This is a genomic window from Devosia sp., from assembly GCF_030689745.1.
Classification (GTDB): Bacteria; Pseudomonadota; Alphaproteobacteria; order Rhizobiales; family Devosiaceae; genus Devosia; species Devosia alba.
Map to the genome: position 1 here is coordinate 22,345 of NZ_JAUYGL010000154.1, position 13,866 is coordinate 36,210.

General features: G+C 61.9%; 13 protein-coding genes and 1 pseudogene. 1 reads left to right on the top strand and 13 read right to left on the bottom strand.

Annotated elements, in window-relative coordinates; translation table 11 throughout:
* Positions 1-74 precede the first annotated feature (74 nt).
* The 3 genes from Q8O80_RS13660 to Q8O80_RS13670 all read right to left on the bottom strand — a co-directional run bounded on the left by Q8O80_RS13660 (position 75) and on the right by Q8O80_RS13670 (position 3,140).
* Positions 75-1,112 (bottom strand): LacI family DNA-binding transcriptional regulator, encoded by a 1,038-nt coding sequence (locus tag Q8O80_RS13660; protein WP_305580130.1) that lies wholly within the window; start codon positions 1,110-1,112, stop codon positions 75-77.
* A 76-nt stretch (positions 1,113-1,188) separates the two neighbouring features.
* A complete protein-coding gene (locus Q8O80_RS13665) occupies positions 1,189-2,091 on the bottom strand; it encodes a sugar phosphate isomerase/epimerase (RefSeq protein ID WP_305580132.1) in 903 nt (300 codons plus the stop codon).
* A gap of 11 nt (positions 2,092-2,102) precedes the next feature.
* Positions 2,103-3,140, bottom strand: a complete 1,038-nt coding sequence (locus Q8O80_RS13670) for a Gfo/Idh/MocA family protein (RefSeq protein WP_371136207.1) — start codon at positions 3,138-3,140, stop codon at positions 2,103-2,105.
* Positions 3,141-3,292: 152 nt separating this feature from the next.
* Between Q8O80_RS13670 and Q8O80_RS13675 the strand changes: the two genes are divergently transcribed.
* On the top strand, positions 3,293-4,318 hold the full coding sequence (locus Q8O80_RS13675) for a LacI family DNA-binding transcriptional regulator (RefSeq protein ID WP_305580136.1): 1,026 nt from the start codon (positions 3,293-3,295) through the stop codon (positions 4,316-4,318).
* Between the two features lie 356 nt (positions 4,319-4,674).
* On the opposite strand, the gene Q8O80_RS13680 is transcribed toward Q8O80_RS13675, so the two are convergent.
* The 10 genes and pseudogenes from Q8O80_RS13680 to Q8O80_RS13720 form a co-directional block, all read right to left on the bottom strand.
* Positions 4,675-4,872, bottom strand: coding sequence for an invasion associated locus B family protein (locus Q8O80_RS13680; RefSeq protein ID WP_305580138.1), 198 nt, complete (start codon positions 4,870-4,872; stop codon positions 4,675-4,677).
* 170 nt (positions 4,873-5,042) lie between these two features.
* Positions 5,043-5,198 (bottom strand): autotransporter outer membrane beta-barrel domain-containing protein, encoded by a 156-nt coding sequence (locus tag Q8O80_RS13685; protein WP_305580140.1) that lies wholly within the window; start codon positions 5,196-5,198, stop codon positions 5,043-5,045.
* Positions 5,199-5,428: 230 nt separating this feature from the next.
* The gene (locus Q8O80_RS21595; RefSeq protein WP_371136208.1) at positions 5,429-5,683 is read right to left on the bottom strand and encodes a putative quinol monooxygenase; all 255 of its coding nucleotides are present in this window, start codon (positions 5,681-5,683) and stop codon (positions 5,429-5,431) included.
* Between the two features lie 139 nt (positions 5,684-5,822).
* Positions 5,823-7,934 (bottom strand): beta-galactosidase, encoded by a 2,112-nt coding sequence (locus Q8O80_RS13690; RefSeq protein WP_305580142.1) that lies wholly within the window; start codon positions 7,932-7,934, stop codon positions 5,823-5,825.
* 73 nt (positions 7,935-8,007) lie between these two features.
* Positions 8,008-8,883: a 2-hydroxy-3-oxopropionate reductase gene (locus Q8O80_RS13695; RefSeq protein WP_305580144.1), complete on the bottom strand. Its 876-nt coding sequence runs from the start codon at positions 8,881-8,883 to the stop codon at positions 8,008-8,010.
* A gap of 10 nt (positions 8,884-8,893) precedes the next feature.
* Entirely contained in the window at positions 8,894-9,670 is a 777-nt protein-coding gene (gene hyi, locus Q8O80_RS13700; RefSeq protein WP_305580146.1) for a hydroxypyruvate isomerase, read from the bottom strand.
* Between the two features lie 10 nt (positions 9,671-9,680).
* Positions 9,681-11,420 (bottom strand): ABC transporter ATP-binding protein, encoded by a 1,740-nt coding sequence (locus Q8O80_RS13705; protein ID WP_305580148.1) that lies wholly within the window; start codon positions 11,418-11,420, stop codon positions 9,681-9,683.
* 4 nt (positions 11,421-11,424) lie between these two features.
* Complete coding sequence (locus Q8O80_RS13710; RefSeq protein ID WP_305580150.1) at positions 11,425-12,597, bottom strand: ABC transporter permease; 1,173 nt, start codon at positions 12,595-12,597, stop codon at positions 11,425-11,427.
* On the bottom strand, positions 12,597-13,583 hold the full coding sequence (locus Q8O80_RS13715; protein ID WP_305580152.1) for an ABC transporter permease: 987 nt from the start codon (positions 13,581-13,583) through the stop codon (positions 12,597-12,599). Before Q8O80_RS13715 ends, Q8O80_RS13710 begins: the two co-directional genes overlap by 1 nt.
* A gap of 5 nt (positions 13,584-13,588) precedes the next feature.
* Positions 13,589-13,866, bottom strand: a pseudogene (locus tag Q8O80_RS13720) (hypothetical protein); the annotation flags it as partial.

The following is a 13,866-nucleotide window of genomic DNA, read 5'->3' on the forward strand; positions in this document are numbered from 1 at the left end:
CGCTTGGGTTTCCTCTTCCCTTGCGGCCCTTTCCTCGCTGCCATGGGCGGTTGCAACGCCCGTGGCAGCACTCCTCAAATCCCCTGAAGCTCCTCTTGCCTGTTGGGGCGGGCGAGCATGTCGCCGCCGCAGGATTGGCGCACCACGAGCTTGCAGGGCAGCGTGCGGATGCCCGGCTCGACTGGCTTGCCTTCGGCAAGGTCCAGGATCAGGCGGCCGGCCACGCGGCCAAGTTCCTTGAGATTCATGTCCACCGTGGTTAGCGGCGGGCGGGTCGCAGCGGCGACGATTTCCCAATTGTCAAAACCGATGACCGAGACATCGGCGGGCACATCGACACCGCGCTCGCGCAGTGCGTCGACGACGCCGCGCGCGATCTGGTCATTGCCGCAGAAAATGGCGTCGGGCGGCGTCTCCTGCTGCCACAACTGCGCCACCGCCGCATGCCCCCAGGCTTCCGACCATGGCCCATGCAGCACGGCTGCAGCCGCGCCAGCGGCCTCACGGAAGGCCCCGGCTCGCGCCGAAACCGAGGCAAAACTGTCCGGTCCCGTGACATGCACCAGCCGTTGCCGGCCGAGCCCGAGCAGCCATTCGGTGGCTTCGCGCGCGCCCTGCGCATCATCCGATACCAGGGTCACCGCATCGACCGGGCCCTCGGTAAAGGCATAGACCACCGGCACTGGCAACTCGGACAGATCGACCGGCAGGCGGCGATCGATGCGCTTGCCGGTGGCGATGATGCCATCGACCTGCTTGTCGAGCATGGCATCGACATGGATCTTGCCCAGGGCAGCATCATCCTCGATGCCGCACAGAAACACCGAGACGCCCTGATCGACCAGCGCCTCGTTGATGCCGGCCATGACCGGCAGGGTGAAGCGGCCATAGCTGTCATTGGTCAGCAGACCAATGGTGAAGCTGCGCTGCTGAGTCAGCGCCCGGGCCATGGCATTGGGCCGGAAGCCCAGCGCCAGAGCAGTCTGCTTGACGCGGGTGCGGGTGGCATCGGTCATGCGGCCGGTATCGTTGAGGGCCTTGGAGGCCGTGGCAACGCTGACGCCGGCGACGCGGGCAACGTCATAGATGCGTATCCGTTCTGCCTTGGCCATGTCCACATACCTCAAAGGAAAACCCTTTTCTCAGCGATGGTAAAACGGTTTCTCAAACATCGTCAAGTCGGTTTCATCACGGTCCGACCGGCACGTAATCGCCGCCGCGTGCAGCTTTGAGGTGATTGAGCGCGTGGACCTGTCCGGTCATTTCGAGGTCGCCGCGATAGACCGGGTCGTGCCAGCCCTCGATGTCGATGCTGCCCGACCAGCCGGCCAGGCGCAGCTCGGAAAGGATGTCGGTCCAGTTGCTGTCACCAAAGCCGGGCGTGCGCATGAAGACGAAAGGATGCTTGCCGAAAATGCCGTGTTCGCGGATCACCTCCCAGCGAATGGTGGCGTCCTTGCCATGCACATGGAAAATCTTGTGCGCCCATTTGCGGACCTGCGGCAGCGGGTCTATCAAATAGACCATCTGGTGGCAGGGCTCCCATTCGAGCCCGATATTGTCCTGCGGCGTCTCGTTGAACATCAGCTCCCAGGCATCGGGATTATGCGCGATGTTCCAGTCCCCGGTGGCCCAGTTGCCATCCATGGCGCAGTTCTCAAAGGCAATGCGCACACCCTTGTCCGCCGCGCGCGCCGCCAGTTCGGTCCACACTTCTCTATAGCGCGGCAGGCTGTCGGTCAGCGGCTTGTTGCGCACGCGGCCGGTAAAGCCGGCGACGCAAGTGGCGCCGAAATGGTGGGCATTGTCGATACAGTCCTTCCAGCCCTGCAGGGTCTGGTGGTCCATGTCCTGGTCCTCGAGCGGATTGCCGAACATGCCCAGCGTCGAAATAGTGATGTCGCGGTCGCCAATGGCGTCAAGGCTGCGCTTGCCCAGTTCGGCCAGATCCTGGCCGTTGGTGGTCTGCCAGAAGAAGGGCTCGAAGCTTTCAAAGCCCAGATCGGCGATCTCGGCGATGCGCTCGGCCGACGTGCCGGCGCTGGCGCTGATCATGGTGCCGATACGGATGGATTTTGCAGGGTCGTTCACGGGAATGGTCCTTAATTGGCAATGGTGACGCGCTGGCCTTTGCGCGCGCTCTCGATCGCGGCAAAGACCATGGCGAGGCTCTTGATATTGTCGCTGCCCACCGTTTCCGGCTGGCGGCCGGTTTCGATGGCGCTGAGAAATTCGGCGATGACGCTGGCATGACCATGGGTCTGGTCAGCATCGGCCGGCGGGGGCACCTCGATGTCCACGAGGTCGCGGAAAAAGCCGCTCTCACCCGCCACGACACGGGCGGTAAAGCTCTCTTCGCCATCCCAGATCAGCGTGCCCTTGCTGCCGACGATGCGCCAGGCGCTTTCCCAACTGGTATGGGCGCCCTCGGCGGCCCAGGAGCCGCGATAGTTGAACACGACATTGTCGTCGAACTCAAAGATCGCATTGGCGGCGGCGCCATGCCGATACCAGGAGTCAGGCGGATTGGTTTCGAGGCAATAGACTGCGCGCGGCGCCTTGCCGGCCATGAAGCGGGCCGCGTCCAGTGTATGGATGGCCATGTCGAGCAGGAGCACATTGTCCATGTCCTCGCGGAAGCCGCCAAAATGGGCGCCGATAAAGAAATCGCAGTTGAGGCTGGCCAGCTCGCCCAGGGCGCCGCTTTCGATAAGGCGGCGGATCCGGCGGACCCCGCCAATGAAGCGGCGGTTCTGCACCACGGCATGGATACGGCCGGCCGCTGCGGCCTGGGCGATCATCGCCTGGGCCGCCTCTAGGCTCGCCGCCATCGGCTTTTCGGTCAGCACATGGCATCCATGGCTGAGGCCGGTGGCCACCACGTGCGGGCGCGCCGACGGCACGGCGACATCGAACAGCAGATCGGGGCTGGTCTGGGACAGGACGGCATCGAGGTCGGTGCCGACAATGGCACCCGACAGGCCGAATTCGGCGGCCCGGGCCGCAGCGGTTGCCGCATCGATGTCGACAAGGCCAACAACCTCGACCTGCCCCTTGAGCAGGGGATTGTCGGCCAGGGCGGACAGCCAGCCCCTGGACATGGCTCCGCAACCCACGAGCACGGCTTTCAACAGCACCAGCAATCCTCCCCGAACAGAGCAGCAACCGTCTTGAGCGGCTTGTCTGCATGTTCCCGTAAACGTTTACGACGCTACAATTGGCGGTCAAAGCATGTCAAGAGTGCACCGTAAACGTTTCTGGCACGATCGGCGTTAAACAGGTGGCAGCACCAATGAAGGGCATCCGCAGGCTCGCGCAGCACCTCGACATCTCGATCGGCACGGTGTCGCGGGCGCTTAATGGCCGCTCCGATGTCAGCGAGGAGACGCGGCGACGGGTCATCGAGGCTGCAGCGGCGATGGGTTATGCGCCCAACCAGGCGGGGCGCAGCCTGCGCCAGGGCAATACCAATGCTGTCGGTTTCATGATCGAGCTGGGTTCGGACGCTAGCAGCAATAACGACAATTTCTTCCTGGGTGTGTTCGACGGCGTGCAGTCGGCCTTGGCGCGACACCATCTCGACCTTGTCGTGCTGCCCTGCGCCACCGACGAGGATCCAACCCAATATATGCAGCGCATGATCGCGCGGCACCTGGTGGATGCCATGATAATCTCCGCCACCCATCGCCGGGATACGCGCATCGACGTGCTGCAGGCGGCGCGCCTGCCCTTCATCACGCTGGGCCGCTCGGCCACCGAGGGCGAACATCCCTGGATCGATCTCGATTTTGCCGGGGTCGCCCGGCGCGCGGTGGACCGGCTCGCCGCCGCCGGGCATCGCCGCATCGCGGTGGCCGTGCCCAGCAATGACATCAATTTGGGTTTCGTCTTTCTCGACAGCTACAAGAGCGCGTTGACGGCCAATGGCCTGCCCTTCGATCCCGCGCTGGTGTTCCGGGTCCCCTCGTCCGAGCAGGGCGGCTACCAGCTTGGGCATGACATCTGCGCTATGGGTGATCGTCCCAGCGCGGTGGTGCTCAACTATGAACTGCTGGCGCTGGGGCTTTATCGCCGCCTGGGGGAATCAGGGCTGACGCCCGGTCGTGACCTGGCGGTCATCGGCTTTCGCGAGGGGCCGGCCTCCCGCTTTCTGGCGCCTACGCTGACCTGTTTCAGGCTGTCGCTGCGCGATCTGGGTATTGCGTTGGGCGAGGCGCTGCTGGCCTCGATGCCGGCTTATGCCGAGGTGTACCCGCAGGGCATCGTGCGCCGCATCTGGCCGATGGAGCTGGTGCCGGGCGAAAGCGATCGCGCATAGTCCAGGACTGCTTTCTGCGACAGACTCGGCTCTTTCGTGTGCAGTTTGCCCCGTCCCTACGTTGCTGGCATTCAAGGAGCAAACAGAGCCAATGGCGCGTCTGGCACCATCGACCAGAGACGCGACCGAGCACGTGTTGTTAGTGAAATCATCCCGCAATCGACACATTGCATTGAGGATCTGGAAGCAACCATTCTACTCCCGCCGATTTAGGGCGACAATATCGGCTGCCGTACTCGCGGCAAGCGACCACTACGGGCGCAGAAGTGCCGTGCCGGTGGTTGTGTCTCAGCAAGAACTGTCGGCGGTGAGGGATCAGAATGGGGAAGGTGCAGTGTTCACTACAACCTGCCTCCTCATTGCATCAACGCCACGACGCGATCGTAGGCGCTGGAAAAACCAGTCAGCGAAACGGAGAGCGTCATTTCCTGTCTGCCATCGGCGGTGGCATTGATATTTAGAACGTTGCCGCTCTTGAGGCTTTCCACTGTGAGGGCGTCGAAAGCGATGTCGACGAGGCAACCGCCAGGAAGGCAGGTGCGGAACGGCTGCATCGAGCCGGCTTCGCCTTGAGCGGAGAAATGATCCGACGTTTGGGGGGGGGAGTGGCATCAAGCGATCCATCGTTGAAAAAATGGCCGTCGCCGGGAAAGACGACGGCCGATCCGTATAATCTGGCTGCTATCGCGTGGACCGGGCGCCGATAGGCCGGGTCATCCCACCCTTAGAAGCGAATGTTGAAACCCGCTTTGGCGCTGTGCTCAGCAAGGCCGGAGCCAAGCTGGCCGTTGTAGCTGAGGCCCAAGGTCGCGCTATCGGTGAGGTTCACGTTGAACCCGGCGCTGCCGAGTTGTAGATTGGAACCCATGCTCTCGATCATTTCGAGAAAGCGACTAAACTTCGTGAAATGACCAGTTCTGGGCGATAGGCAATGTCCGTTCTCAGGATCCTCGCCTTCAGTGGTAAATGCCTAGAAGGGGATCGGAACCTGGCGACCCTAGTGCTCAAATGCAACCGACCCAGATCGTTTAGTTTTGCGAAGCCAGCGGGCGCCCTTTTGAGCTTTTGCCAACGCTGTCGCAGCCGTCATGGTCTCGGACTGCTGCAGCGTCAGAGAGCGCGAAAGTAGGCCGAGCTCGGCGGCGTGGCGAGATGGCTCGCCATGCCAGCCCAAGTTCCATTGGCCATCAAGCTATCAAAATGAGCGCTGTGCCTCTCCTGACTTTCCCAAGTCTCGACCAAAGTGAAGTGGCAGGGGCCTTGCACATCCTGCATGACAGAAACGGCCATGCAGCCGGGCGTGTTGGGTATCCGCCACAGCAGCGGAGGGGGTTCAGGGAAGGCAGCAATCTCAGCATGATGGATGACCGGACACTGCTCGGCGTATGTCTTGTCGGTTCCACGGGGCGATCAAAGGGATGGTGGGGTCAACCTCCCTCGGCTGACCCCCTGCCCTTCGGACCTGTCGCGCGGGTAGATGGCCTCACGAGCGCGACAGGCGTTCCTATCGGACGAGTTGGATAACCAGCGCGTCACGGGGTGGAACGGTGACCGTGGAGTTCACCACCGCACTATTCTTGCCGGACCAGAAAATTGCCCCCAGTGTCGGTGATTGGTCGGACACAGACACAACGGCCTGCTGCGTCTGTCGTGTCGGATTAAGCACCCAAAGGACATTGCCGTTCGGGCCTTGATGCAAACGGGCCTGCATCACCCGATTGGAGAGCCGAACCTGTTGCACGTTCCCGGTCCACTCAAAGATCGCGGCGAAGAATGCCAGGTTGTCGGCATTGCTCTGCTTGAAATAGGCGATGCCGGGATTGGTACCAACCAAAATGGTTCGGCCCTTGCCAAACTGGTTCTCGACCACCGCTTGTCGCCCATCGGCAAAGGCTCCGCGCGATGTTCCAGTGGTAGGGTGGTAGGATTGCAGAAATCCGCCACCCCTGACCGGCTTGCCATCAAAATCGAAGGCGATGCGATCGCCGATATCGGGCATGAATTCGACGTCCTCCTCGCGGACCCCGAACACCGCGTCGAGACCGTTATGGGGCTGGACCACGCCGACCTTGCCGCGGTCGCCGAAATAACCAGGCGTCGCCTCCGAGATCAATGTGCCACCATTCTTGACCCAGCCGGCAAGGGCTCCGGCATGGTCCGCCGTGAGCATGATCGGATAGGGTGCATAGATGGTGTCGTAGTCAGCCAGATGATCGATGTGCACCCAATCGGCCTGAATGCCATTGTCGAAGAAGCCGCGATAGGCGCCCCACATGGCCTCGCGGTAGGTTTCGGGCTTGTGCTTGTGGTTGAGCAGGTAGTCCCATGCCTGGGCTTCGGGAATGACCAGGATGCCGATATCGCCCCTGACCGGCCTGGCCTCGAACAACGCCTGCTGCTCGGGGGCATTGGCCCACTTGCCGATGCTGCTGGCCATATCGGAGCGCGGCGTGCGCGAACCATCCATGCCGTAGGAGCCAAAGGCGCCAAATAGCGGGCCATCGAGCAGCGGGCGATAGCGCAGGTTGAGCACACCGGTGGCGCCGGCGGCAAAGGATGTCATGGTGAGGATGCGGATGTCCTCGGGCTCCATGACGCGGCCATCATCCTTGTCGCGACCGAGCACTTGCGGCTGCAGCCAGAGCGGCCCACCGGGACGCTCGGCATGCCACCACTTCTTGCCGCGCGCGGCGGCGCGGGTCAGATCGGGACCGAAGAAATTCTGCCAGGGTTTGAAGCCGCGCCGGCTTGGCACCCAGGTGAGGCCATAGAGTTCGACCTTGGAGGCGGCGAGCCAATCGTCCGAGCCATTGGCAGCCATATTGGGGATGGCGCCGCCGACGCCATGGGCGGCGATCATGCAGTCTTGATCCACCGCGCGTATGGTGTCGATCTTGAATTGCATCTGGTCATAGTAATTCTGCCGCTTGAATTCGAGCCAGTCGAGATTTTGCGGATAGGCCGCCGTTTCGGCAGGGGGATCGATATCGTCCCATTCAGCATAGGAATAGCGATACCAGGCCTCGGCCAAGGCATCGAGATCACCATATTTGGCCTGCAGCCACAGGCGGAAGTCGGCTTTCATATAGGTGGAGAAGTCGACATCCTCGGCGTAATTGACTTCGTTCCATACGTCGTAGCCCAGCAGGGCCGGATGGCCCTTGTAGCGGGTGGCAAGCGCCTTGAGGAAGGCTTCGACAGCGTCCTTGACCTCGGGGGCATTCATGGTGAGGGAGCCGGCGCCGCCACCATTATTGGTGAAACCACCCGTAGCCGCGCTGACGCCCATATTGGCCGTCATGGGGCGGCCATCGGCGCGCAATTGGCGGGCATGAGCGAATTTTCGATAGGCCCAGTCAGGCACGGTATGGGTCAGTTCGGCAATGACGGTCTTGATGCCGTGCTTGGCGGCCAGGTCCATCTGGCGATCATAATCGTCCCAATCATAGTGGCCAGGCTTGCGCTCAATGGCCGCCCACATGAACCAGTGGCGGAACACATTGAGCCCGTCTTCGGCGGCAATACCATAATCGCGCGCCCAGTCCTGCTTGGGGGGATTGGACTTGCGAAAATAGACGGCGCCGAAGGGAGACTGCGGAAGCTTGTCGAGTGGCATGGGGCGTTCCTGGGCAAAGCAATGGCGTTCGGCGCGGCGGCGCCGTCGGAAATCGGGGTGAACGGGTGCGGAACTAGCCGGGATCGCCAGCCAGCGCCTCCAGGGTCTGAATCAGGGCAGAATGATCCCGGTCGCCGTCGCCGCGGGCGATGGCCGCGTTCATCAATTGCTGTGTTGCGGCAGCATTGGGCAGGGCGATGTTGAGTGCCTTGGCAGCATCAATGGCCAGGGACAGGTCCTTGCGGTGCAGCCTTATGCGGAAACCGGGATCGAAAGTGCGCTTGACCATGCGCTCGCCATGCACCTCGAGCACGCGCGAAGCGGCAAAGCCCCCCATCAGCGCTTCGCGGACCTTGGCGGTGTCGGCTCCGGCCTTGCTGGCAAACAGCAGGGCTTCGGCGACGGCTGCGATATTGAGGCCGACAATGATCTGGTTGGCTACCTTGGCCGTCTGGCCATCGCCATTGTCGCCGACCAGGGTGATGTTCTTGCCCATCAATTGGAGCAGGGGAAGCGCCTTGTCGAAGACGGCTCGCTTGCCACCGACCATGATGGTTAGCGCCGCATTTTTCGCGCCGACATCGCCGCCCGAAACCGGCGCGTCGAGATAATCGCAACCCAAAGCCTCGATGCGTCCGGCAAAGTCCTTGGTGGCCACCGGCGAGATGGAACTCATGTCGATGACCAGCTTGCCGCGCGACAGACCCTCGGCGACGCCATCAGGCCCGAACAGTACGGTCTCCACATCGGGGGTGTCGGGCAGCATCAGGATAATCACATCGCTGGCTTCGGCCACTGCCCTGGCGCTGCCCAGCGCCTTGCCGCCTTGCTCGACCAGATGCCGGGATGGGTCCTTCACCCGATGCAGGGCGAGCGTGTGGCCGGCTGCGATCAGGTGTTCCGCCATCGGGCGGCCCATGACACCGAGGCCGATAAATCCGATATTCATGGAGTGCTCCTCACAGATAGGGTTTCATCCAGCCCAGCCCGGCCGTGGTGCCGGATCGGGGCTTGTATTCGCAGCCGATCCAGCCGTCATAGCCAAGCCGGTCGAGTTCTGAAAAAACGAAGGGGTAGTTGATCTCGCCGGTACCGGGCTCGTGACGGCCAGGATTGTCGGCGATCTGCACATGGCCGATGCGGTCCTTGAGGCGGGCATAGGTTGGGATCAGATCACCCTGCATGACCTGGGTATGATAGATGTCGTACTGGATGAGCAGATTGTCCGACCCGACGGCATCAAGCAGGCGCTCGGCGTGATCGGTCGTCGAAACATGAAAACCGGCAATATCGCGCAGATTGATCGGCTCCAGCAGCAGTGTGATGCCAGCATCGGCAAGGCGCGGCGCGGCGTATTTCAGATTGTCGATAAGGATGGCGTCGCGGTCCTCGACGCTGGTGCCAGCTTGGGCAATGCCCGCCAGGCAGTTGATCCTGGTGCAGCCCAGCGCCTGACCATAGCGGATCGCTGTCATCACCCCGGCCTGAAACTCGGCCACGCGATCGCCATGGCAGCCGATACCGCGCTCGCCCGCATCCCAATTGCCGGCGGGCAGGTTGAACAGCGCCTGAGTCAGCCCATGGGTGTTGAGCGCTGCGGCGACCTCTGCGGCTGGTAAATCATAGGGACCGACATATTCCACGGCTTGAAAGCCGTCTTTTGCGGCAGCGGCAAAGCGGTCCAGAAAGGGCAGGTCGGCATAAAGAAAGGAAATATTGGCGGAGAATTTTGGCATTGGACTATCCTCAGACGCTGAAGCGGGTGCGATGGAGCATCCGCTTGTTGCGCGGATCCGGGTTGGGCACTGCGGAGATGAGGCTCCTGGTATAAGGCTCTTTCGGATCGGTGCAGATCTGCTCGGCAGTCCCCATCTCGACCAGCTTGCCGCGATGCATCACCGCAACGCGGTCGCAGAAGTAGCGAACTACTGAAATGTCGTGCGAAATGAAGATGAAGCTCAGCTCGAGCCGCTTCTGGATGTCGAGCAGCAGGTCGAGGATTTGCGCCCGGATCGAGACGTCGAGTGCGGCCGTAGCCTCGTCGGCGATGAGAATTCGGGGATCGAGCGCCAGCGCCCGCGCAATGCCGATGCGCTGCCGCTGACCGCCGGAAAAGGCATGCGGATAGCGCTCCATGGCCATGGGATCGAGCCCGACCAGTTCGAGCAGTTCGGCCACCCGCTGTTCCAGCGCTGCCCCCTTGGCCTTGCCCGAGACCACCAGCGGATCGCCAATGACCTGCTTGACCGTCATGCGCGGATTGAGGGAGGCGAAGGGATCCTGGAAGACCAGACGCACATCGCGGTGAAACGATTTGAGCTCGTGCTTGCTGAGGCCGGTGACCTCGACCGGCTTGTCCTGCCCGAAATAGGTGATGGTGCCTGAACTTGGCTCCACCGTGCGCAGGATCAGTCGCCCCAGTGTTGTCTTGCCCGATCCGCTCTCGCCAACAATGCCGAGGTTTTCACCGGGATAGAGGTCGAAGCTGACAGCGTCGACGGCCCTGATGGGATTGCTGTTGCCGCCAAGCCAGCCGGTCGAAGCGCCGTAGGTCTTGGAGAGGTTGCGCAGGCTGAGTACCGGCGCCGGCGCCGTCGCGACGGGGGCTGCCGCTGCATAGCTGCGCTGGTTCTGCTCGAGCTTGACGGTCGAGCGCAGCAAACTCCTGGTATAGGCATGTTTGGGATCATAAAAGATCGCGTCGGTGCTGCCGGTTTCCACGATCCTGCCGTAATGCATCACGGCAACCGTATCGGCCACCTCGGCCACAACACCCATATCATGGGTGATCAGCAGCATGGCCATGCCGCGACTGACCTGCAGACGCTTGATGAGATCGAGGATTTCGGCTTGGGTTGTCACATCGAGCGCCGTGGTGGGCTCGTCGGCAATGAGGATTTCCGGGTCTGCTGCCAGTGCCATGGCGATCATGGCGCGCTGACGCATACCGCCGGAGAATTCGAAGGTGTAGCGGTCGATCGCTGTGTCAGGATTGGGAATTTCCACCTGCCGCAGCAGTTCGATGGTTTCGGCGCGGGCCTGCTTCTTGTCCATCCGACGATGGAGGCGCAACGCTTCGGTGATCTGGCTGCCAATAGTGTGGACCGGCGACAGCGAACTCATTGGCTCCTGAAAGATCAGGCCGATGCGGCCGCCGCGAATCTTGAGTAGTTCGGGGCTCCGCTCGGTAAGCGGGGCAATATCGATCGCGCCGGTTTTGCCGGCGAGCAGGATACGGCCCGAGGTGATGGCGCCGTTCTTGTCAAGAATGCGCAGTAGAGCCCGGGCGGTAACGGACTTGCCCGAACCGCTTTCCCCCACCAGACACAGGGTCTGCCCTCGGCGCAACTGGAAGCTGACATTGCGCACGGCATGCAGAATTTCGGTGCGCAGGCGGAAATCGAGACTGAGATTTTCCACCGTGAGCACGACCTCGCCAGCGGCGGCGTCGGCGGCTCTTTCGGTGTTGACGGCTTGCCTCTGCATGGCGTCAGCTTTCATAGGGGTCGGCGGCGTCGCGCAGGCCATCGCCGAGGAAATTATAGGCCAGCACGGTCAGCACGACCGCGCCGGAAGGCCAGATCAGCAGCCAGGGTGCATTGGCAATGGTGCGCACGTTCTGAGCCTCCTGCAGCAGGACACCCCAGGACACGATGGGTGCCTTGAGCCCGATGCCGAGAAAGCTCAGCGCCGTTTCAGCGACGATCATGGTGGGCAGTGCCAGGGTGACCACCGCGAGGATGTGACTGGTGAGCGAGGGGAGAATGTGCCGGAAAATCAGGCGGCGCTCGCTCGACCCATCCAGCCTCGCGGCGGTAACGAAGTCTTCGCTGCGCAGGGCAAAGAAGCGGCCACGCACTTCGCGCGCCAGTCCTGTCCAGCCGAACAACGAGACGATCAGGGTGATGATGAAATAGACGCTGAGCGGCGACCAGGTCAGCGGGATCGCTGCTGCCAGACCCAGCCACAAGGGAATGGTGGGCATGGAGGAAATAACCTCGATTATCCGCTGGACCACCATATCGACCCAGCCGCCGTAAAAGCCCGAGACCGCCCCGAGCGCAACCCCCAACAGCAGGCTGATGCCGACGCCAATCAGGCCGATGGACATGGAGATACGCGTGCCATGGATGAGGCGGCTCAGCAGGTCACGCCCCAGCTTGTCGGTGCCCAGCAGATACATGGTATCGCCAGGGTTGAGCGGGCCAAACAGGTGGGTGTCGAGCGCGAACAGGCCCCACAGCTTGTAGGGTGCTCCCTTGACCAGGAAACCCACAGGCACGACCTGGTTCTCGTCAATGACATAGGAGCGACGCAGAGAGGCCAGATCCACCGACATCGTGTAGCCGGTGACGTGGAGCTGGAACTGCTGGCTGCCATCGGCCTGGGTAGCAAACAGACGCAGTTCCTGCGGGGGCGCATTGGTGAATTGTGGCCGCGACATATCTGGCAGGGTGGGTGCCAGAAACTCGGCGAACAAGCCCACGAGAAAGAGCATCAGGATGATGACCCCGGAAGCCACCGCCACCTTGTTGCGGGAGAACTTGGCCCAGACCAGCTGCCAGGGTCCCGCAACTGCGGTTTGGACTGGCTTGCCGGTGTTGAGCGCGGTCGTTGCCGGGCCAGCCTCTGGCGCTTCGTCGATGAAAACATGGTCGGTCATCAGTTGAACCTGATCCGTGGGTCGAGAAGGGCGAGCAGAATGTCAGAGACCAGCATGCCAACCAGCGTCAGCACGCCCATCAGCAGGATGAAACTGCCCGCCAGATACATGTCCTGGCTGATCAAGGCCCGCAGCAGCAGGGGGCCGGCCGTGGGCAGGTTGAGGACAATGGCGGTGATGGTGACCCCGGAAATGAGTTCCGGCAGCACCCAGCCGATGGCCGAAACGAACGGGTTCAACGCAATGCGGACGGGATATTTGATGACCGCTCGGTATTCCGGCAGGCCCTTGGCCTTGGCCGTGATCACATAGGGCTTGTTCAACTCATCGGTGAGGTTGGCCCGCAGAATGCGGATCAGCGCTGCCGTGCCGCTGGTGCCAATGACGATGACGGCGATCCAGATGTGCCCGAGCAAATCGACGAACTTGGCCACGCTCCACGGCGCTTCGACATATTCCGGCGAGAACAGTCCGCCCACGCTTTGCCCGAAGAATTTGTAGCTGACATACATCAGCGTCAGAGCAAGAATGAAATTGGGAATGGCCAGGCCGATAAAGCCGAGGAAGGTGAAGGCATAGTCGCCGACCGAATGGCGGCGCATTGCCGAATAGATGCCGATGGGCAGCGACACGGCCCAGACGAACAGGAGCGAAGCAATCGACAGTGCCAGAGTCGAGCCCATGCGCTCCCAGATCAGGTCGGCAACGGGACGGTTCCATTCAAAGGAATAGCCAAAATCGCCGCGGAACAGGATGCCACTGATCCATTTCCAGTATTGCAGCCAGATCGGGTCATCAAAGCCATAGCTGCGCCGCAAAGCTTCCACCTGGGCCGGATCGATGTTCTGCCCGCTATCGGCCATGGTCGCCAGCAGGGAGCTCAAGTAATCGCCCGGCGGTAGCTGGATGATCATGAAGGCGATCATCGACATCCCGAACAGCGTCGGGATCATGTAGATCAGCCGTTTGATCACATAGTTCAGCATGGCGTTCAGGCCCAGGTGAGGTGGATGACTTCGAGGGTAGTGATACTGGGCACCACGACGGTCACACGGCCATCGGCGACAGCAATCTCGGCCTCCCGTCCCGCAACCAGCAACTCGGCCTTGCCCAGCGTTTTGCCCGTCGGGATCGCAATGGAAACGGCCTGCCGCCCAACCGGATAGATCTCGCGGATCGGTCCCTTCATCATCATCGGATTGGAGAGGTTATTAAGCACCACGGCAAGCCCGGCATGGTTTTCGCGCACAGCAAGATCGAGCGCGGCCA